At 32.0% G+C, this 21213-nt stretch carries 21 protein-coding genes; 11 read left to right on the forward strand and 10 right to left on the reverse strand.

Going from position 1 to position 21213, the window contains the following annotated elements:
• The first annotated feature begins 712 nt into the window (after window positions 1-712).
• The 11 genes from thrS (at window position 713) to AAYQ05_RS21725 (ending at window position 10823) form a co-directional block, all read left to right on the forward strand.
• Window positions 713-2659, forward strand: coding sequence for a threonine--tRNA ligase (gene thrS, locus AAYQ05_RS21675; RefSeq protein WP_343545328.1), 1947 nt, complete (start codon window positions 713-715; stop codon window positions 2657-2659).
• A 16-nt stretch (window positions 2660-2675) separates the two neighbouring features.
• On the forward strand, window positions 2676-3230 hold the full coding sequence (gene infC / locus AAYQ05_RS21680) for a translation initiation factor IF-3 (RefSeq protein ID WP_111286002.1): 555 nt from the start codon (window positions 2676-2678) through the stop codon (window positions 3228-3230).
• 116 nt (window positions 3231-3346) lie between these two features.
• Window positions 3347-3544: a 50S ribosomal protein L35 gene (gene rpmI, locus AAYQ05_RS21685; RefSeq protein ID WP_007810722.1), complete on the forward strand. Its 198-nt coding sequence runs from the start codon at window positions 3347-3349 to the stop codon at window positions 3542-3544.
• Window positions 3545-3718: 174 nt separating this feature from the next.
• Window positions 3719-4063, forward strand: a complete 345-nt coding sequence (gene rplT, locus AAYQ05_RS21690; RefSeq protein ID WP_008464948.1) for a 50S ribosomal protein L20 — start codon at window positions 3719-3721, stop codon at window positions 4061-4063.
• 140 nt (window positions 4064-4203) lie between these two features.
• Complete coding sequence (locus AAYQ05_RS21695) at window positions 4204-4776, forward strand: Crp/Fnr family transcriptional regulator (RefSeq protein ID WP_343545329.1); 573 nt, start codon at window positions 4204-4206, stop codon at window positions 4774-4776.
• Window positions 4777-4854: 78 nt separating this feature from the next.
• On the forward strand, window positions 4855-5289 hold the full coding sequence (locus AAYQ05_RS21700; RefSeq protein ID WP_281633683.1) for a carboxymuconolactone decarboxylase family protein: 435 nt from the start codon (window positions 4855-4857) through the stop codon (window positions 5287-5289).
• Between the two features lie 168 nt (window positions 5290-5457).
• The gene (locus tag AAYQ05_RS21705) at window positions 5458-7179 is read left to right on the forward strand and encodes a tetratricopeptide repeat-containing sensor histidine kinase (RefSeq protein WP_343545330.1); all 1722 of its coding nucleotides are present in this window, start codon (window positions 5458-5460) and stop codon (window positions 7177-7179) included.
• Window positions 7179-8966: an ATP-binding protein gene (locus AAYQ05_RS21710; protein WP_343545331.1), complete on the forward strand. Its 1788-nt coding sequence runs from the start codon at window positions 7179-7181 to the stop codon at window positions 8964-8966. Before AAYQ05_RS21705 ends, AAYQ05_RS21710 begins: the two co-directional genes overlap by 1 nt.
• A gap of 8 nt (window positions 8967-8974) precedes the next feature.
• A complete protein-coding gene (locus tag AAYQ05_RS21715) occupies window positions 8975-9643 on the forward strand; it encodes a response regulator (protein ID WP_343545332.1) in 669 nt (222 codons plus the stop codon).
• A 144-nt stretch (window positions 9644-9787) separates the two neighbouring features.
• Entirely contained in the window at window positions 9788-9955 is a 168-nt protein-coding gene (locus AAYQ05_RS21720) for a hypothetical protein (protein WP_160782925.1), read from the forward strand.
• Between the two features lie 64 nt (window positions 9956-10019).
• Entirely contained in the window at window positions 10020-10823 is an 804-nt protein-coding gene (locus AAYQ05_RS21725; protein ID WP_343545333.1) for an endonuclease/exonuclease/phosphatase family protein, read from the forward strand.
• 1 nt (window position 10824) lies between these two features.
• Here the strand turns inward: AAYQ05_RS21725 and AAYQ05_RS21730 are convergent, their stop codons facing one another.
• From AAYQ05_RS21730 to tgt, 10 genes are all read right to left on the reverse strand, one after another.
• A complete protein-coding gene (locus tag AAYQ05_RS21730) occupies window positions 10825-12084 on the reverse strand; it encodes an asparagine synthetase B (RefSeq protein ID WP_281633688.1) in 1260 nt (419 codons plus the stop codon).
• Between the two features lie 346 nt (window positions 12085-12430).
• Complete coding sequence (locus AAYQ05_RS21735; protein WP_343545334.1) at window positions 12431-13096, reverse strand: response regulator; 666 nt, start codon at window positions 13094-13096, stop codon at window positions 12431-12433.
• 115 nt (window positions 13097-13211) lie between these two features.
• Window positions 13212-14003, reverse strand: a complete 792-nt coding sequence (locus AAYQ05_RS21740) for a sensor histidine kinase (RefSeq protein ID WP_343545335.1) — start codon at window positions 14001-14003, stop codon at window positions 13212-13214.
• 10 nt (window positions 14004-14013) lie between these two features.
• The gene (locus AAYQ05_RS21745; RefSeq protein ID WP_343545336.1) at window positions 14014-14649 is read right to left on the reverse strand and encodes a hypothetical protein; all 636 of its coding nucleotides are present in this window, start codon (window positions 14647-14649) and stop codon (window positions 14014-14016) included.
• A gap of 17 nt (window positions 14650-14666) precedes the next feature.
• Window positions 14667-15017 (reverse strand): hypothetical protein, encoded by a 351-nt coding sequence (locus tag AAYQ05_RS21750; protein ID WP_343545337.1) that lies wholly within the window; start codon window positions 15015-15017, stop codon window positions 14667-14669.
• Window positions 15018-15153: 136 nt separating this feature from the next.
• Window positions 15154-16698: a replicative DNA helicase gene (dnaB, locus tag AAYQ05_RS21755; protein WP_343545338.1), complete on the reverse strand. Its 1545-nt coding sequence runs from the start codon at window positions 16696-16698 to the stop codon at window positions 15154-15156.
• Between the two features lie 140 nt (window positions 16699-16838).
• A complete protein-coding gene (locus tag AAYQ05_RS21760; RefSeq protein ID WP_281633694.1) occupies window positions 16839-17792 on the reverse strand; it encodes an acetyl-CoA carboxylase carboxyltransferase subunit alpha in 954 nt (317 codons plus the stop codon).
• A gap of 112 nt (window positions 17793-17904) precedes the next feature.
• Window positions 17905-18795 carry a DMT family transporter gene (locus tag AAYQ05_RS21765; RefSeq protein WP_343545339.1) on the reverse strand — a complete coding sequence of 297 codons (891 nt, stop codon included), beginning with the start codon at window positions 18793-18795 and terminating at the stop codon, window positions 17905-17907.
• Entirely contained in the window at window positions 18782-19870 is a 1089-nt protein-coding gene (locus AAYQ05_RS21770) for an LptF/LptG family permease (protein WP_281633695.1), read from the reverse strand. Before AAYQ05_RS21770 ends, AAYQ05_RS21765 begins: the two co-directional genes overlap by 14 nt.
• An 89-nt stretch (window positions 19871-19959) precedes the next feature.
• Window positions 19960-21090 carry a tRNA guanosine(34) transglycosylase Tgt gene (tgt, locus tag AAYQ05_RS21775; protein WP_026727521.1) on the reverse strand — a complete coding sequence of 377 codons (1131 nt, stop codon included), beginning with the start codon at window positions 21088-21090 and terminating at the stop codon, window positions 19960-19962.
• Window positions 21091-21213 lie beyond the last annotated feature (123 nt).

Genomic DNA, 21213 nt, shown 5'->3' on the forward strand with positions numbered 1-21213 from the left:
TTTCCAAGCTTTTTTACCGGGTTTTTTTGATCTTTTTTCGCCTTTTTTCTTAACGCGCTGATAACAGACGCTTTACATTTCAAAGTTTTTTTAATTCCATATAAGACTTTTCCTCTTTTATTTGTTATTTCGTCGGTTTTCGCCTATTCTCTTCTCTCCGTTTTATCGAATTTTTAGTCTTTGAACCTCTTTTTTAAAAAGAAAACAAGATTTAAGCCCTCTTTTAATGCTCTTTTTAATCTCGCAGAGTCGCTAAGACACAAAGTTCCCCCTATTTCAGACTCTCTTTTTCCCCGAATCACCTCTTCTTCCTCGGGATTTCTGCTAAAAACAGCTGCCCTAGCCCCGATAGGAGCGGAAATCCTTTTGCTTTTTTCTTTAAAAAGCAAAAGATTGCAGCGGATAGCGGGATTAGCTCCTTATAATTACAATAATGAAATATTAAATTCCATCTGCACCACAAAAGGACTTCAACTTCCCTCAGCCTGACAATTGGAATGTTTATACTTAATACAGTTAAAATAATTTCTTCCTTATATATATGTATAAAAATAAACCCGACAGGTTTTGAAAACCTGTCGGATTGAAGGAACGAAATACATCCTTATATTATAGTATGCTTAGGTTCTTACATAATAAAGCAATCTTATACATATATATATTGTATGTATTTTTGTAATCATGTATATTTGCATTCACAAAATTATAAACAATGATCAAGATTACTTTACCCGATGGGTCAATTAGAGAGTTCGCTCAAGGCGTAACTCCAATGGAGGTCGCTAAAAACATTAGCGAAGGTTTTGCTAGAAACGTGATTTCTGCATCTTTTAATGGTACAACTATTGAAACCGAGACTCCATTGACGACCGACGGTAATCTTATATTATATACTTGGAATGATGCTGAAGGTAAAAAAGCTTTCTGGCATTCGACTTCGCACGTAATGGCTCAAGCTCTTGAAGAATTGTACCCTGGAATTAAATTAACTCTTGGACCTGCAATTGCTAATGGTTTCTATTATGATGTAGATTTTGAAGATCAGAAAATTTCTGAAGCTGATTTCAAAAAAATTGAAGACCGCATTCTTGAAATTGCAAGAGGAAAGTTTGATTTTAAAATGCGTCCAGTAACTAAAGCGGAAGCATTGGAAATGTATAAAGATAATGTTTACAAGACTGAATTGATTTCTAATCTTGAAGATGGAACTATTACGTTTTGCGACCACGCTACTTTTACCGATTTATGTCGTGGTGGACATATTCCAAACACTGGAATAATCAAAGCTGTAAAAATCATGAGTGTTGCCGGTGCTTACTGGAGAGGTGATGAGAAAAACAAACAGTTAACTCGCGTTTATGGAACTTCTTTCCCTAAACAAAAAGATTTAACCGAGTATCTTGAACTTCTTGAGGAAGCAAAACGCCGTGATCACCGTAAATTAGGAAAAGAACTTGAACTGTTCGCTTTCTCTCAGAAAGTTGGCCAAGGTTTACCTTTATGGTTACCAAAAGGAGCTGCCTTAAGAGATCGTTTGGAGCAATTCTTAAAAAAAGCTCAAAAGAAAGCTGGATACGAACAAGTTGTGAGTCCGCACATTGGTCAAAAGGAACTTTATGTAACTTCTGGTCACTATGCTAAATATGGAGCTGATAGCTTCCAACCAATTCATACGCCAGCAGAAGGTGAAGAATTTTTATTAAAACCAATGAACTGCCCTCACCACTGTGAGATTTACAATGTTAGACCTTGGTCATATAAGGATTTACCAAAGCGTTATGCTGAATTTGGAACTGTTTATAGATACGAGCAATCTGGTGAATTACATGGTTTAACACGTGTTAGAGGGTTTACTCAAGATGACGCACATATTTTCTGTACTCCAGAACAATTGGATGAAGAGTTCAAAAAAGTTATTGACCTTGTATTATATGTATTTGGTTCATTAGGTTTTGAAAACTTTACAGCTCAAATCTCATTACGAGATCAGGAAGACAGAGAAAAATACATTGGTACAGATGAAAACTGGGAGAAAGCCGAAAATGCTATCATCAATGCAGCAAAAGACAAAGGTCTTAATACTGTTGTAGAATATGGTGAAGCTGCATTTTATGGTCCAAAACTAGATTTCATGGTAAAAGATGCTTTGGGAAGACAATGGCAATTAGGAACAATTCAGGTAGATTACAACTTACCAGAGCGTTTTGAATTGACTTACAAAGGTACTGATAATGAATTACATCGCCCTGTTATGATTCACAGAGCTCCTTTTGGATCTATGGAACGTTTTATAGCAATTTTACTAGAGCATACAGCAGGAAATTTCCCACTTTGGCTAATGCCTGAGCAGGCTATTATCTTGTCTTTGAGCGAGAAATACGAAAATTATGCTAAAAAAGTTTTAGATTTGCTAGAAAATCACGAAATTCGCGCCCTAATTGACAACCGAAACGAAACTATCGGCAAGAAAATTAGAGATGCAGAAATGCAGAAAATTCCATTTATGCTTATCGTTGGTGAGGAAGAAGAGAAAAACGGTACAATTTCTATTCGTCGTCACGGACAAGAGGGAAAAGGCAATATCACAGTTTCGATTGAAGAATTTGCTTCGATTGTAGACGAAGAAATAAAAAAGACATTAAAAGTATTTACAGTTTAACTTAAATTAGAAAGTCATAGCAATAAAAAGTAACAGAGGTTTTCAACCTCGAGTAGAAAAAAAAGATGCGCACAGAATAAACAATCTTATTCGTGTTCCTGAAGTACGTCTTGTAGGTGAAAACATTGAACCTGGGGTTTTTAAAATAGCAGACGCGTTACGTTTAGCTGATCAGCTTGAGCTGGATTTGGTTGAAATTTCGCCAAACGCTGAACCACCAGTTTGTAAAATTATGGACTACAAGAAATTTGTTTACGAACAAAAGAAAAGAGATAAAGCATTAAAAGCTAAATCTTCTCAGGTTGTTGTAAAAGAAATTCGATTTGGTCCTCAAACTGATGAGCATGATTACGAGTTTAAAAGAAAGAACGCTGAGAAATTCTTGAAAGAAGGAGCCAAATTAAAAGCTTTTGTATTCTTTAAAGGACGTTCTATCATCTACAAAGATCAAGGTCAGATTCTATTATTACGTCTTGCTCAAGATTTAGAAGAACATGGTAAAGTTGAAGCTATGCCTGTTTTGGAAGGAAAGAGAATGATTATGTTCATTGCTCCGAAGAAAAAGAAATAAGTCTTAAAGTCACAAGTCTTAAAGTCGAAAGTCATAAACTGACTTTTGACTTTTGACTTTTAAACTTTCAGACTAAAGATATAAGTAAGTAAGAATAAATTAAAACACTAGGAAAAATGCCTAAAATGAAAACAAAATCTAGCGCTAAGAAACGTTTTAAAGTTACTGGCTCTGGAAAAATTAAAAGAAAGCATGCTTTTAAAAGTCACATCTTGACTAAAAAATCTAAAAAACGTAAATTAGCTTTGACACACTCAGCGCTAGTTCACTCAACAGATATGAAAAGCATCAAACAACAATTAAGAATTATCTAATAAGTCTAAAGTTGGAAAGTCTTAAAGTCAAAAGTAATTTCTTTAGACATTTGACTTCCGATATTTGACTAAAGATTTTCTTTAGGTTAAAAAATTATTTATATAACCTTGGAGTATGGCTTTAAGTTCCTTTGATTCAATTCAGGACGCCTGCTACAAAAACACATTAAAATTATGCCAAGATCGGTAAATTCAGTTGCTAAAAGAGCAAGAAGAAAAAAAATAATGAAGCAAGCCAAAGGTTTCTTTGGAAGACGTAAAAACGTTTGGACAGTTGCTAAGAATGCAGTAGAGAAAGCGATGAGCTACGCTTACCGCGATAGAAAACAAAACAAAAGAAATTTCCGTTCATTATGGATTCAACGTATCAACGCTGGAGCTAGATTAGAAGGAATGTCTTATTCTCAATTCATGGGGAAAGTTAAAGCTAACGGAATCGAATTGAACCGTAAAGTTCTTGCAGATTTAGCGATGAACCACCCAGAAGCTTTCAAAGCTATTCTTAATAAAGTAAAATAAACGTTTTATAAACTCAATTTAAGATTACTTACTTATTATAAAAGAAACCATTCGTTAACTCGAATGGTTTTTTGTTTTTACAACAAGTTTTGGTTAAGTCCTAAATAATGAATTACTTTTACTTTAAAGTAGCTAAAAAAATGCAAAACGCACTTATCCTTCATATTCAAAAGTTTATTGATCTCGCACATTCTGAGATTGATTTATTAGAATCTTGTCTTAGTCTTTCGCAGATTAAGAAAAAAGAACATGTACTTCAAGAAGGACAAATCTGTAATACAATGTATTTTATTGTAAAAGGCTGTATGCGTCAATATATAATCAATTCTAAAGGTACTGAGCAAACACTTCAATTTGGAATTGAAAACTGGTGGATTACTGATTATTTGAGTTACCATAATCATATCCCATCAAGCTTTTATTTGCAAGCAATAGAGACGTCAGAGGTTATAGCTATTGATAAAAACGTTTTGGAGTCATTACTAATTGAAATTCCAAATCTTGAAAGATACTTTAGAATCGTTACTCAAAAAAGTTTCGGCGCAACACAAATGCGAATTAAATTCCTGTTCACGATGTCTGCTGAAGAAAGATATCATCATTTTAATGACAATTTTCCAGATTTTGTACAACGCGTTCCTCAATACATGCTTGCCTCCTACTTAGATTTTTCTGCGGAATTTATGAGTAAAATAAGAGCCGGAAAAATTTGATTTGAATTTCTTGAAGTAGTTCAAGTTTTTACAAGTATTGATTACTGACCTTTGTAATGAACTTTTAAAACATATAAAATGAAATCAAGAATTGTTATCCCACAGGTTGCTCCAGAAGCTTACCAAGCCATGTTAGGCTTAGAAAAATATATCGCGTCAACATCATTGTCTCCAGTGCACAAAGAACTAATCAAAATTAGGGCGTCTCAAATAAATGGATGCGCTTATTGTATCAACATGCACACTGCCGATGCTCGAAAACTAGGTGTTACAGAAGAACGCATTTATTTATTAAGCGCGTGGCGTGAGGCTGATTTTTATTCTGAAGAAGAAAAAGCAATATTGGCTTTGACCGAAGAAATTACTTTAATAAGCAATCACGTTTCTGAAGAAGTTTATCAAAATGCAGCCAAATTATTTGACGAAAAATACCTTGCCGAAATCATTTTAGCTATTATCACAATTAATGCGTGGAATAGAATAGGAATTGCAACAGGAATGCGTGCCCAATAATTTTATAAAGATAAATTTTACAACAAATATCTAAAGACAAGCCCTCTAACTAGAGGGCTTGTTTGTATATATCTGTAAATGAGAATACGGAAATCAGAAAATTTAAGTTTTTACAAAATACCGTATTTATACTCTTTTGTAAAATCTAGATTTTTTTATTTTTGGCGCATGGTTACAAAAAAAGCACAATTTTTTCTATATATAATTTTAATTTTTACAATCTTTTTTGCCTGTCAGAAGAAAAAATATTTAACAGAGAAAATTACAAATAACAAGGTCGAAATAGGAAAGATAATAAATGCTGCTGATTCATTTTATAAGAATAAAGAGTTAGATAGTGCATTTTACTTTTACAGTAAAGCGAGAACAAAATGCAATCCAAACGAAGATGCCCAAAACTACGTTTACTGCATGTACTATATGGCCGAAATCCAACAAGCACATGAAGATTTTATTGGAAGTACAAAGACTGCTACAGAGGTAATTCCTTATTTAAATAAAATTAAAGATCCAAATTACATATGGAATATCTATAGTGTTTTAGGAAGAAACTATTATTATACTTATAATTACCCAAATGCTATTTACTATTACTCTAAAGCCTTTAAATTAAAAACCGACAGGATCAACGTACTCGAAGCAAAAAATAACATAGCCACAATTTATATAAAACAGCACAAGTATAATAACGCGCTTCAAACTTTTCTCTCCATTAGCAAAGAAAAAATTGTACAGCAAAATCCAATTTATTATTCCAAAATACTAGACTATATAGGTTACTGTTATTTCAAACTCAACGATTCGAAAGCTTTAAGCTTTTATAAAAAGAGTTTACAAATTAGCACTCAATCAAAAAATGAAGATGGATTAGGCAAAACGTATTATAATCTTGCCCAATATTATTACAACAATAAAACTTTATCGATGATGTATGCTAAATTAAGCTACAAAAACTACACCTTGTCTGGAAATACTAATAATCGTTTGCTTGCTTTAAAATTTATTATAGAAAACACCAATTCTGCTTCAGAGACAAAAGAAAAGGCACTTCTCTATATAAAAGAGAATCATAGTATTTATGCATTCAGACAAAAGGCAAAAAATCAATTTGCAAAAATGAAATATGATTCTAAAAGGGAAAAAGATGAAAACTTAAAATTAAGAGCCCAAAAAATCAAAAATGAACTGCAATTAGAAAAACAAGAAAGCAAAAATATTATCTCATATATCGTAATGATATTAGCGTCATGCTTAATTGTTTTTGTTTATTATTATCTGACTGCACGAACTACTCGTCAAAAAATTGAAGCCACTTATCGAAGCGAAACTCGAATTTCAAAAAAACTACATGACGAATTAGCTAATGATATTTACCATACGCTTGCCTTTGTAGAGAACAGGAATCTATCTATTGAAGAAAACAGAAGTCATTTATTGAAAAAGCTAGATGATATCTATTCTAGAACAAGAGATGTATCGATGGAAAATAATTCGATTTTGAGCAGTCAAAATTTTACAATTTCACTTAAAGAGATGATTTCCGGGTTTAATACGTCTAAGATGAACCTCTTAATAAATGGATTAGATGAAATTTCATGGAATCAATTGGATGAAATTAAAAAAGTATCTGTTTACAGAACTATTCAAGAATTGTTGGTAAATATGAAAAAACATAGTAACTCCACTTTGGTTGCCATAACTTTTAAGAAAAGAGACAATACTATTATAATCAATTATACAGACAACGGCAAAGGAATTGATTCAAACAAAATGGTTCACAAAAATGGCTTGCATAATATTGAGAATAGAATTCTAGCTATAAAAGGCAAGGTTGAAATTCATTCAGATTTTGGAAAAGGTTTTAAGGTTTTAATTAAATTTCCTGCATAATGATTAAGAACTTGATCCGCTTTTTTCACAAAAAAAATCTTCTTTTCTGCTTGCTAATCGTTTGTTTGATTATAGCAACTCTTTTTTTCGTACAGTTTTCTGGAACAGAAAAACAACAAAAAAAGCACGTAAAAGCCGACCTCACAATTAAAATAAAAAAAACATCAGAAAAAGCTCATGCTTTTTTTAATGCTGGAAAATTTGACAGCGCTTATTTCTACTTTAATAAAACGCAATTACTATGTGAGCCAAAAGAAGATTATGCAGATGCATATGTTGGTTCATTAAACTACATAGTCGAAATCTTGCAACGATATGGCAATTTTTACGAAGCAGAAACAACACTTATAAAAGCATTTCCTTATTTAGAAAAAACATCTAATAAAAAGTACGCCATCAATGCTTATACGTTTATGGCTTACAACTATTTTTATACTTATAATACCGAAAAGGCACTATACTATCATAGAAAAGCTTTAAAAACCGCAATATCCACATTTAGAAAAGCGCGAATATTATCTGAAATTGCATTTGTTTATGTTCAACAAGAAAAATATCAAGAAGCTAAAGATATATTAGAGCCAATATCTAAGTGTAAAATTGCAGATCACATTACACCTTCAAACACAAACATTGTACGTTCGGCAATATTGTATAATCTAGCTCTTTCCTACATTGGCCTAGGAAATCATAAAGAGCAAGCTTTAAAGTGCCTTGACGAAAGTTTAGAATTAACCATCCCATATAACAATGATTTTGAACTAATTGCTAACTATTTTGGTTATTATAAATATTACTCAAAATACGATAATCCAAAACTAAAAAAATATTATGCAGAGAAATCATATTATGCTGCAAAACGAGCAAAATCAGCAGGAAATGAGATCGACAGATTAGCCGATCTAATTGAAGTGGATAAGGCTGAAAATTCAAAAAAACTTTGGAAAATTTATACCAGAAAAAATGATAGTCTCTATTTAAGCAGAAAAATGGCAAAAAATCAATTTGCTGACTTAATATACGACTCAAAGAAAGATAAAGACGAAAACTTTGAACTCAAAAATCAAAAAGCAGAAAAAGAATTACAATTGCAAAGACAAAAAAATAGAAGTTATATTTCTTATGTCGTAATTTCTTTAAGCCTATTTATTATCCTTTTTTTAATATTTTATATTACTACCAAAGGCAAACGAGAAAAAAACGACATCATACTTAAAAGTGAAATGAGAATATCTCAGAAACTCCATAATGAGCTTAACTCTAATATATATGAAGTATTATTATTTGTTCAGAATAACAATGTAGAAAACAAGGAAGATAAAGAAAAACTGTTGAATAGTTTAAATAATATCTACTCAAAAACTCGAAATATATCGCGAGAAAACAGCAAAGTTCCTATTGACGATCGATACTTGTCTGTCTTGAAGGAAATGATTTCAGAATATAAAACTCAAGATGTAAACATTATCCTTAACGGCTTAGACTCCATTTCTTGGAATAAAATTGACAAAAATAAAAAAATAATACTCTACAGAATTTTGCAAGAATTACTATTCAATATGAAAAAATCTAACACTTCAAGTTTAGTAAGCATTGTTGCTAAAGAAATAGATAAAAACCTAATAATTTATTACACCGACAACAGCAGTGAAATCACATCAGAAAATAATATTTTAGAAAAAAGACTACAAAATGTGGAAAACCGTATTAAAACAATAAAAGGAACTCTTAATTTTGACACAAGCTTGCAAAGAGGTTTTAAAATTAATTTCAAATTCCCAATATAACCCAATATATGTTTAAAAAAGTTTTAGTTGCCGAAGATCTAGATAGTATCAGCATTGCAGTAATTCAAGTACTTGAAGAGTTACAGGTTCCAGTAATTAATCATGTGAAGTACTGTGACGAAGGCTTGCTTAAAATAAAAAAAGCATTGGCTGATAAAGAACCTTATGATTTATTGATTACAGATTTATCATTTAAATCTGATCACAGAAAAGTAAGCTTAAATAGTGGAGACGAACTTATTGAGGCTATAAATACAGTGCAACCAAACCTAAAAAAAATTGTTTTTTCTATAGAAGATAAAAGTTATAGAATTAAAACACTTTTTAACGAATTAGGCATCAATGCTTATGTTTCTAAAGGACGAAATAGTATTTCAGAACTAAGAAATGCAATTGAAAGTACATTTAACAATGAAGAAAAAATACTTTCTTCTGATTTGTCTTTTAGTTTCAACGATAAGTCCTTAATCGAAATTGAATCTTATGATATTTCAATCTTAAAACTTTTATCACAAGGATACATTTTAGAAAGCATTTCTAAAGAGTTTAAAGATTTATCAATAACTCCCAACGGAACAAGCAGTATCGAAAAAAGAATAAATAAACTAAAAATTTACTTTAAAGCCAATAACAATGTGCATTTGATTGCAATCGCAAAAGATTTCGGCTTGGTGTAATTTTCAAAGCACTTTACGGGTTTCCGTAAGGATTACATTTTTAATACTGCTAAATTTGTGACAATCTATTAACCTACCATGAAACCGAAAAGTAAAGCGAGTATTATATTCTCCAAAATTAATACTACACAAAATAAAATTATCATGAAAACAATGTTACTTTGCCTATTTTTATCAATTAGTTTTGCCTTTGTTTCTGAAAAAACAGGCTGGCTAGAAATTGATTGGAAAATAATATTTATTCCAGCATTATTAGTATTGCAAATTATAATTATAGGAACTGCTTTAAAAAACCGTTATAAAAAACATTAATTCATTTTAAGAAAGGCTTGATTATTGCTGGAAGAGAAGATTTACATTTTCCATTACATTTCGTATGAAAAGAAATCTCAGCCTCCTCTTATTATTCCTTACATTTTTATCTTTTTCGCAAACCAAGGTTTTATCTTGGAATATAGAGAACTTTGGCAAATCCAAATCTTACATCCATTTAAATCATATTGCCAAAACAATATCCAATTATGATATTGTTGCAATTCAAGAAGTAGTAGCCGGAAGTGGAGGCGCTCAAAGTGTTGCAAAACTTGCATCATTACTTAATCAAAAAGGAAATAATTGGGATTACACAATAAGCGATCCAACCTCTAGCAGTAGTTATAAAACAGAACGTTACGCATTTATTTGGAAAACTCGTAAAGCCAAATTAAAAAACAGACCTTGGCTAGAGAAAAAATTTAGTGTAGAAATTGATCGGGAACCCTATTTTGCTACGTTTGTAATTAATAAAAAAAACATAACCCTTGTCAATTTTCATGCAATAACACAAAAAAAGCAACCCGAAACAGAAATCAAATATTTCAAATTCTTACCAAACCAATATCCCGATTTAAATCTTGTTTTCTTAGGCGATTTTAACTGTCCTGAAAAACACACCGTTTTTAATCCGTTAAAAAAAATGGGATACGCTTCTGTATTAAAAAATCAGAAGACAACCCTTAAACATAAATGCAAAAATGGTATCTGTCTCGCATCTGAATTTGATAATATATTCTACAAAACCACTAACTTAAAAGTCAGCAATTCTGGAATTATTAAATTTTACGAAGATTTTGATTCACTACAAAATGCAAGAAAAGTATCCGATCACATTCCGATCTGGTTTGAATTTTCTTTAAATTAATTTAAGTTTTAAGCTTCTTTTTTCTAGCAGCAGGAAATAAAACATTATTTAAAATCAACCTATATCCTGGCGAATTAGGGTGTAAATCTAAAACTGTTGGAGGATCCCCAACCTGATGCTGAAAATCTTCTGGATCATGTCCGCCAAAAAAAGTAAACATTCCCTTGCCTTTTTCTCCATGAATATATCTTGATTCACCATTTAATTCACAGGTTCCCATAATCAAGATATTCGATTTTATTAATGAAGTATCAAATGAAGTTGTTTGTCCCATGAAACCTTTTACCAACTGTGTATGGTTTTGGCACAACATACTCGGAATTGGATCCCATTTTGCAGAAAATTCCATTAAAGTAAAATAATCTTTCTCCATCAATATTCTCCTTTTTGTGGTCATATCAATATCCGAAAATTCATAAACCTCAGGTCTTCGCTCCAAAGTAAAATTTTTGAAGGCAAAAGAATTGTTATAGTTTAATTTTGACTGATAATTAGCTTCGCTTGCGTCTCCGTCAAACATAGCTTCACAAATATCTACTCCATCGGCTGCAAGAGCAATATCAAAACTATCTGTAGCAGAACACATGGCAAACATAAAGCCTCCTCCAATCACAAAATCTCTAATTTTTTTTGCAACTGCTCCTTTTTCCTGAGACACTTTTGCATATCCTAATTTTGCTGCTAAGGCTTCAGCATCTTTTTTTTGGTCAATATACCAAGGTGTATTTTTGTAGGCAGCATAGAATTTTCCATATTGTCCAGTAAAATCTTCATGATGCAGGTGCAACCAATCATACATTAATAATTGATCACTTAAAACTTCTTCATCATAAATTGGGGTAAAAGGAATCTCTGCATAAGTTAAAACCAAAGTCACCGCATCATCCCAAGGCTGTTTTCCTTTTGGAGTATAAACTGCTATTTTTGGTGCCTTTTCTAAAATCACCGATTCCATATTTTGAGAAGGACTCGATATTTCATTTAAAATAGAAGCTTGTTCACTATCTGAGATTACTTCAAAACTTACTCCCCGTATTTTGCATTCTTTTCTAATCTCATCAGCATCAGGAAGTAAAAAAGACCCTCCACGGTAATTTAAAAGCCAACTCGCTTTATAATCCCTACTTAAGCACCAATAAGTAATTCCGTATGCCTTTAAATGATTTTGCTGTGTTGTTTCGTCCATCGGAAGTAAGATAAACGAAGCTCTTGAACTAAATGTAACTAATAGTATAAAAAAGTAGAGTAAGCCCTTATTCATCAGAAAATTATTTTAGTAAAGATATAAAAGGCTGTCACAAAAACAGAATGCTAACAGTCATTTCTAGCACAATAGAATGTTAAAATAAATAATCTTGAAAAAAAATGACTTTCTACAACTATAAAAACAGGTAAAAACACCTATACTCTGATAAAATATTCTCTATACATTTGCTATCCCAGGTTCATAAAACTAATCGCTGTAAAAACAACCACTATGAAGTTTAATGATAGTAATAACCAACAAAAGGGTCTGAATGTAATTCAGAAAATAGGATTATGTGTTCTTGTAATAACAATTATATTATATTATGTATTGTCAATACAATTTTTGACAGCATAATTTTTTAAATTGTTAAGACTGCTAATTCGTTTTGAATGGCATAAACAACCAAACCAGCAATATTTCGTGATTCTGTTTTAAGCAATAGATTATTCCTATGTCCCTCAATAGTTCTTGGGCTTAAAAAAAGATGTTCTGCAATTTCTGCAGTAGTTTTCTGCTGACAAATCAATTGGAGGATTTCTATTTCACGTGGCGAAAGAAAATTAGTTTCTAAACCGCCTCTTGTATTTTTAGGAGAAACTATTGTCTCTTGGATTGTCTTTAAAACATTCTCGTTGTAGTAGAATCCTTTTTTTGCTACTTCGTTGATTGTATGAATTAAATCTTTTGGAGTAGTATTTTTAATTAAGTAAGCTACTGCTCCAACTTGAATCATATTTGCAATAAACGATTTGGTATCGTAACTGGTTAATGCAATAATCTTAATGTCGGGAAACGTTTTTCTTATAATTCTAGTGGCTTCGACTCCATTTAAGACTGGCATCTTTAAGTCCATCACTATTATATCAGGTTTTATTTCTCTTTCATTCAATTGTGAAATAAGTTCATCTCCGTTTTCGGCTTCAAAGAGAATATCTATATTTTCTTCTCTCTGCAATAAAAAAGAAATTCCTTTTCGAAACAAAATTTCATCATCAACTAGAGCAATTTTAATAGCAGAATTCATCTTATTTGGTTTTGGTCGTTTAATTTGGTTTGTCGAAATTACAAAATATGATTTAGATAAAGTCTAAATACTCCATTTTATCGACTAAAAACCTTAATAAAACACATAATTTTACCTAGAAAGTAAAATTTACAACAATACCGTTATTAATTTCAGAGCTAATTTCTATTGTTCCTTGCAAAAATGATATTCGGCTATCAATATTTTTCATTCCTAAGCCTTTTTGATTTTCATCATTCGAGCTATCAAACCCAACACCATTATCTTTATAGTCACAAGTATTTATTCCATCTATTTTAGCAAAAGAAATCCATATCTCGGATGCTTTTCCATGACGGATGGAATTATTCATAAGTTCCTGTAGAATTCTAAAAACATGTAAATGCCTGTCAATGTCTTTCTCATCAAAATCAATTTTATTTTCATAATGGGTTTTGACAGATTTACTGCTTTCAAATTCTCCGCATAACTCTTCAATACCCGCGCTTAGTCCAAACTTTTCAAAAACTGGAGGCAGCAAATTATGAGCAATTTTTCTAGAATTATCTAATGCCTTCGTTGTCAGAGCAATTATATTTCCTGTAATTTCTGCAGTTTCTGCTTCTGTGAGGTTTGGAGCCGTAAGTAAATGACTATTTAAAGAAACAATGTTTAATTTTGAACTAATATCATCATGAAGATCTTGTGCAATTCTTTTGCGTTCTTCTTCTTGAGTTACAATAATAGCGTGCAATTGTTCTTTTTGGTATCGAAGTATTAAATCTATCTTTTCTAGTTCCTTTTGAATGATTTTTTTTCTAGAAAAATAAAAGAATATAATTAATGCTACTGCAACAATTATAAAAAACAAAGAGATATATAATATTATGGCTACGAGCTCTTTCTCAGAAATATGACTTGCATTCATATTATTTAGATTATTCTTTTAAAAAACTTACTTTATAAAAGCTCTTTATCCATTCAAACAAGAAAACCAGATAATAAATAATAAGCAGAAAAGCATTTAATTGCCAGCTAAGATATTTTAAATCAGGACTTAATCCTGTAGAAAGATTACCAATCAAAAATAATACTGTACTAGCTAATAGGTAAAATACTATCCCCATACTTATGTAATAGTATTTTTTGCTCTCTGTCAGCATATTATAAAAATGCACTAATGCAAAAACAACAATCAGCAAGGAAGTTAATGTGATTCCGAATAAATTAAATTTTAAAAACTGACTAGAATCTGACACAAATTGTATTAATAAAATCAATAAAGCAATTATTAATGAGGCCTTAACGAATATTTTTTGAGCTTTATTATAAAATAGCGAATTGTAAAAAAGTCCTAGTATAATCATTTGTCCTATAAAAAAAATATTAACAAGAAATAAATTATTCATACCTAAATGATACACCAGTTCCATTGAAAACTGAAGCACTGTAGAAAAAGCCAAATACGAAACAAAAAAAACATTAGCTTTTTCCTTTTGGAAAAAGCTAAATGTATATAATATAAGATTAATCAATAAAATCAAATAACTTGAATATATTAAAAAATCATCCATTCTAAAAAAATTTTTAATTAATATGGTGGGCTTGGGCGTGCGCCATCATACACGACATCTCCACCGCCTAGTTCACCATCTACACTTTCTCCTACACCGTAAACATTAATCCATTTTTTAGTTACCGGATCATAATTGGCCCCTACGAAAAGTAATGTCTTTTCTTTTTGATCATTTATTCCTAAATAAGCCCAAACAGCTTCTGTTTTAAGCGCTAGCACTTTTTCTAAGCTTTCTGCAGGTATTAAGAAAGCTTTTACTTTTTTCTTAGAATCTTCGACTGATTGATCGTCTTGATATCTCTGCTCCCACTCGTTTGCAGTTGCTACAGGAATCTGGATAGGTCCTGGAAAAGTTTCTTCATTCATAATTTAAATTTGTTATTGGTTAATAATTTAAAAAAATTAATAGTTTATAATTGGTTTAGCTAAACTACTGATTTTTATTAGAAAATTAACCTAAAAACATAAAAAAAGCCTTAAAAATTAAGGCTTTTTATTTTTATTAAAACGGAACATCACTGTCGTCGTCGTCATCATTTAAGTTACTTCCGAAGGCTTCGTTGGCTGAAGGCAGATTATTAGTAATAAACGGATTATCATCGTGATTCATTTTTGATGGCAAATCATCATAGCTACCCGAAAATTCATCAAGGTTATCAAACTTTCCTAAGTGTCCTAAGAACTTCAAACGAATATTTTCAATACCACCATTACGGTGTTTTGCAATCATAATTTCAGCCTGACCAGCAGTTGGTGAAGCCTCTTCATCATCCCATTCCTCAATTTTGTAATATTCTGGTCGATATAAAAACGAAACGATATCAGCATCCTGCTCAATCGCTCCAGATTCACGAAGATCCGATAGCAAAGGACGTTTACTAGAACCACGTGTTTCTACAGCACGCGACAACTGAGAAAGTGCAATAACCGGAACGTTTAGTTCTTTTGCCAAAGCTTTTAAGTTTCGGGAAATGGTAGAAATTTCCTGCTCACGGTTTCCTCCTCCCTTAGCATTTCCACCTGCGGTCATCAACTGCAAATAATCAATAATGATAATTTTAATACCATGTTGCGACGCTAAACGACGGCATTTTGCCCTTAAATCGAAAATCGAAAGTGAAGGAGTATCATCAATAAATAAAGGTGCTTTTTCTAAATCTTTAACTTTAGTACTCAACATTGTCCATTCATGAGCCTCTAGTTTTCCTGTACGCAACTTTTCTGATGACAATCCTGTCTCAGAAGAAATAAGTCTGGTAATTAACTGAACAGATGCCATCTCCAGAGAGAATAAAGCTACTCCATGCCCATATTGAATAGCAATATTTCTAGCCATAGAAAGTACAAATGCCGTCTTTCCCATCGCTGGTCTGGCCGCAATAATAATCAAATCACTCGGCTGCCATCCAGAAGTTAATTTATCCAGATTATGAAAACCAGTCTCTACACCACTTAATCCCTCTTTTTTAGAAATCTCTTCAATTTTCTTTTTAGCTTGTAAAACTAAACTTTGCGCAGTTTCAGAACTACGTTTGATATTTCCTTGTGTAACTTCGTATAATTTAGATTCCGCTTTATCCAATAAATCAAAAACGTCTGCACTTTCATCATATGATGCTTCAATAATTTCTGAAGAAATTCTAATCAAACTTCTTTGAATAAATTTTTGAAGAATAATACGCGAGTGAAATTCGATATGCGCCGAAGAAGCAATTTTCTGTGTAAGCTGAATTAAATAAAAATCTCCACCTGCCAAATCTAGCTTACCGTTTTTCTTTAACTGAGTCGAAACTGTTAAGATATCAATTGGCTGCGTTTCGGTAAAAAGCTGTAAAATCGCTTCAAAAATATGTTTGTGCGCGTCTTTGTAAAAAGCTTCTGCCTGCAAAATATCAATTACATCATCTACCCCTTTTTTATCAATCATCATTGCACCCAGCACAGCCTCCTCCAAATCAAGAGCTTGTGGTGGCAACTTTCCTTTTTCTAAGTTGATAATCGTGGTTTTGTCGACCTTAACAGGGTTTAAGTTTTTGAAATTTTCCATATAGCGAAAGTAGCAAAATTTAAAAAAATTCTGCTATCTAGTTATAACTAATAATTGTTTATAAATAATCTTGATTTGTTCATAACCAAAAAAAAATCCGAAACTGTAAGGCTTCGGATTTTAAGTCTCTTTTTATGAATTTACTCTTTATACTCGCCCATATTACTGTATTTGTCCATTCTTTGGGCAATTAAGTCAGCTGTTGATAAGTCTTTCAATTCATTATATCCTTTAGTGATGTATTCTGCAACCGTTTTGAAAGTTGTTTCACGGTCGTAGTGCGCTCCTCCTAATGGTTCTGGAATTACGTCATCAACTAATTTTTGTTTTTTCATGTCAGAAGAAGTTAGTTTTAAAGCTTCTGCTGCACGCTCTTTGTACTCCCAGCTTTTCCATAAAATAGAAGAGCACGATTCTGGAGAAATTACAGAATACCAAGTATTCTCTAACATATAAACGCGATCTCCAACACCAATTCCTAAAGCTCCACCAGAAGCACCTTCACCAATAATAACAGTAATGATTGGCACTTGTAAACGAACCATTTCGAAGATATTTCTAGCAATAGCTTCTCCTTGCCCTCTTTCCTCTGCTTCAAGTCCTGGATATGCACCTGGAGTGTCCACTAAAGTTAAAACTGGGATTCCGAATTTCTCAGCCATTTTCATCAAACGCAAAGCTTTACGGTATCCTTCTGGATTTGCCATACCAAAATTACGGTATTGACGTGTTTTTGTATTAAAACCTTTTTGCTGACCGATAATCATAAACGACTGCCCGTTTATTTTACCAAGTCCGCCAACCATTGCTTTATCATCTTTAAAACCTCTGTCTCCATGAAGTTCTAAGAAAGTATCTCCACAGATTGCTCTAATGTAGTCTAAAGTATAAGGTCTATTTGGGTGTCTTGACAATTGTACTCTCTGCCAAGCCGTAAGGTTTTTATATATTTCTTTTTTAGTCTCTACTAATTTCTTGTTGATTTCCTTGCACGTTGGCGTTACATCAACGTCAGATTCTTTTCCAATAATAACACACTTTTCTAACTGTTCTTCAAGTTCTTTAATTGGAAGCTCAAAATCTAAATATTCCATGGATTTTTGAATTTTGTTTGTAAATCGAACCGCAAATATAAAAATATTATATCATTGGCGAAGTTAATTGTTGTTTAAAGTATAAAAATGCATTTTAATAATAAGGAAACTATTACAAGTTTTCTTTCTTATTCTGATAATGTTTGAAAACACCATTTAGAATAACTGTTATAATAATAATGACAGCTCCAACATAAAATTCGACACTCATTTTTTCTTTTCCACCTAAGATAAAATAAGCCAAAACTATTCCATAAACTGGCTCTAAATTAGTGGTTAACATTACGGTATAAGGAGTCAATCGCTGCATTACTTTTACTGAAGCGGTAAACGCATATGCTGTACAAATTGAAGCTAAAATCAATAATAAAACCCATTTATTTAAAGACATTTGGAAAAAATCTGCCGTAAATTTTCCTTGAAATAAAAAATAAATCGTGATAAAGAAAACTCCTGCACCAAATTCATAAAATGTTATAACCGAAGGTTCGTGATCTGAAATTAATTTCCCATTCATCAAAGTAAATAATACTCCTAAAATAATGGCTGCCAAGGCATAGTAAACTCCAGTAAGGTATTTTATTTCAACCTGAAGAATCAATCCTAAACCAGCTATAATTACAAGTCCAAAAAGAACTTCGTACCAAAGCACTTTTCTTCCGTAAAATAATGGCTCTAATAATGATGCAAAAAAGGCTCCCAAAGAAAATATAGAAAGCGTAATTGAAACATTGGAAACGTGAATTGCTTTAAAAAAGAAAATCCAATGAAGCGCAATCAGTAGTCCAACAAAAATCAATTTGAAAAATTCTTTTATTGGAACTTGAAAAGACTGTTTTTTAAATGCAATAAATCCGCCAAGAAAAATCATAGCAATAAGCATTCTGTACCAAACCAAATTGTCGGCATCAATTGTAATTAAAGCGCCCAAAATGGCTGTAAAACCCCAGATAAAAACAATTAAGTGAAGATTTAAATAACTTTTTAAATTATCGTTTCGCATTACGTAATAGGTAAACTGCTAAGATTCCGAAAACAATATTCGGAAACCAAACAGCTAATAAAGGTGAAAATGTAGATTTTTCGGCAAGTGTACCAAAGATTTTATCAAAGAATACGAATGAAAACGCAATTGCAATTCCTATTGCAAGGTTCATTCCCATTCCGCCACGACGTTTCATAGAAGAAACTGAAACCGCAATAATCGTTAAAATAAATGCTGAAACTGGTATGCTATATTTTTTATAAAGAACAACCAAATAGGTGTTGATATTTCCTGAACCTCTTTTTCTTTCTTTTTCTATAAAATCAATTAATTTACCAAGAGTCAGCGTTTCGGCAATATAAACTACTGGCGTTAAATCTGCCAATTCAAATTTGAAGGCAACACTTTTTTCAGGAGCTTTTTCAAGTACGTCGTTTAATTCTCCTACTGTTCTTTTTGTATAATCGTATAAAATGTAAATCTTCTTTTTAGGATCCCATTTAATACGGCTTGCTGTAATTTTATAAGTCAATTTTTCTTTTTCAAAATGCTCTAAAGAAAAATTGAAAGCTGTTTTTGATTCTTCGTTAAAACTATTTACAAAAATAAAATCATGATCGTTAATTTGCCTAAAAACATTAGTGTTTTCGCCTCGCATGAGTTCTTTTCCATTTCCTTTTAAATAAGTGTATCTAAAATTATTATAGCCTTCACTCGCCGCAGGAACAATAAAAAATCCCATAAGCAATACAAAAATCGAAACAATTGTTGCACCAATAATGTAAGGACGCAGAAAACGAGTAAATGAAATTCCAGAACTCAAAATGGCAATAATTTCAGTATTATTGGCCAATTTTGATGTAAACCAAATTACCGATAAAAACAAAAATATCGGAAACAGCGAATTAATAAAGTAGATTGTAAAGTTGTAATAATAGAAAGCAATATCGCCAAACGGAATCTTGTTTTCAAGCATTTTATTCACCTTTTCAGAAACGTCAATTACGATTCCGATTGGCGCAAATAAAAGAAGCATCACAGAAAAAGTTCCGAGGTATCTTTTTAAAATGTATTTATCTATTATTGTCAGCATATAGAAACTTGTTTGTTTTGTTTCAGGTTCCAAATTTCAAGTTACGCTGAGCAACTTGAAACCTGAAACTAAAAAAACTTGAAACTCTTTTAAAGTCTTTGACTCATATTTTTAACCATCATTTCTTTCCATGGTCTAAAATCGCCTGCTAAGATATGTTTTCTAGCTTCACGAACCAACCACATATAGAAACCAAGATTATGAATGGTAGCAATTTGCTTTCCTAAATACTCGTTGGCCGCAAACAAGTGGCGTAAATATGCTTTTGAATACTCTGTGTCAACAAAAGTGTGTCCCATTTCATCAATTGGAGAAAAATCGGCTTCCCACTTTTTGTTCTTAATATTGATAGTTCCGTTTGCCGTAAACAACATACCGTTTCTTGCATTACGCGTTGGCATAACACAGTCGAACATATCAATTCCTAACGCAATATTTTCCAAAATATTAATTGGAGTTCCAACTCCCATTAAATAACGAGGTTTATCTTCAGGAAGAATTTCGCAAACCACCTCAGTCATAGCGTACATTTCTTCTGCTGGTTCACCTACAGAAAGTCCGCCAATTGCATTTCCCTGCTGACCTGCATTGGCAATATATTCAGCCGACTGACGACGCAAATCTTTATAAGTACTTCCTTGAACGATTGGAAAAAACGTCTGTTCGTAACCATATTTATAAGGCACTTTTTCCAAATGATTGATACATCTGTCCAACCAACGGTGCGTCATATGCATAGAACGTTGCGCGTAACGGTAATCACAAGGATAAGGCGTACACTCATCAAAAGCCATGATAATATCAGCTCCAATTGTACGCTGAATTTCCATTACATTTTCTGGCGTGAAAAAGTGGTAAGAACCGTCAATATGCGATTTAAACTTCACTCCTTCTTCTTTAATTTTTCTATTTGAAGAAAGAGAATATACTTGATATCCTCCAGAATCGGTCAAAATATTACGATCCCAGTTCATGAATTTATGTAACCCTCCCGCTTTTTCTAAAATTTCAGTCTGTGGACGTAAATATAAATGATATGTATTTCCAAGAATAATATCCGGATTTATTTCTTCTTTAAGCTCACGCTGATGCACACCTTTTACAGATGCAACCGTTCCAACTGGCATAAAAATAGGCGTTTCAATTACGCCGTGATCAGTAGTTATACTTCCCGCTCTTGCTTTAGACTGCGGATCTTTTTGTAATAAATCGAACTTCATTTGTTTCTTTTTTCAGTCGGCAAAGATAAGCTAATTTCAGGGAAATTTAATTAATTAGAAAATTTGTGAATTATAAAATTGAGTTAATTCAAAAACATCATAAAACCTAAACTTCAAAAATTT

The organism is Flavobacterium movens (genome assembly GCF_039581425.1).
Taxonomy (GTDB): Bacteria; Bacteroidota; Bacteroidia; order Flavobacteriales; family Flavobacteriaceae; genus Flavobacterium; species Flavobacterium luteolum.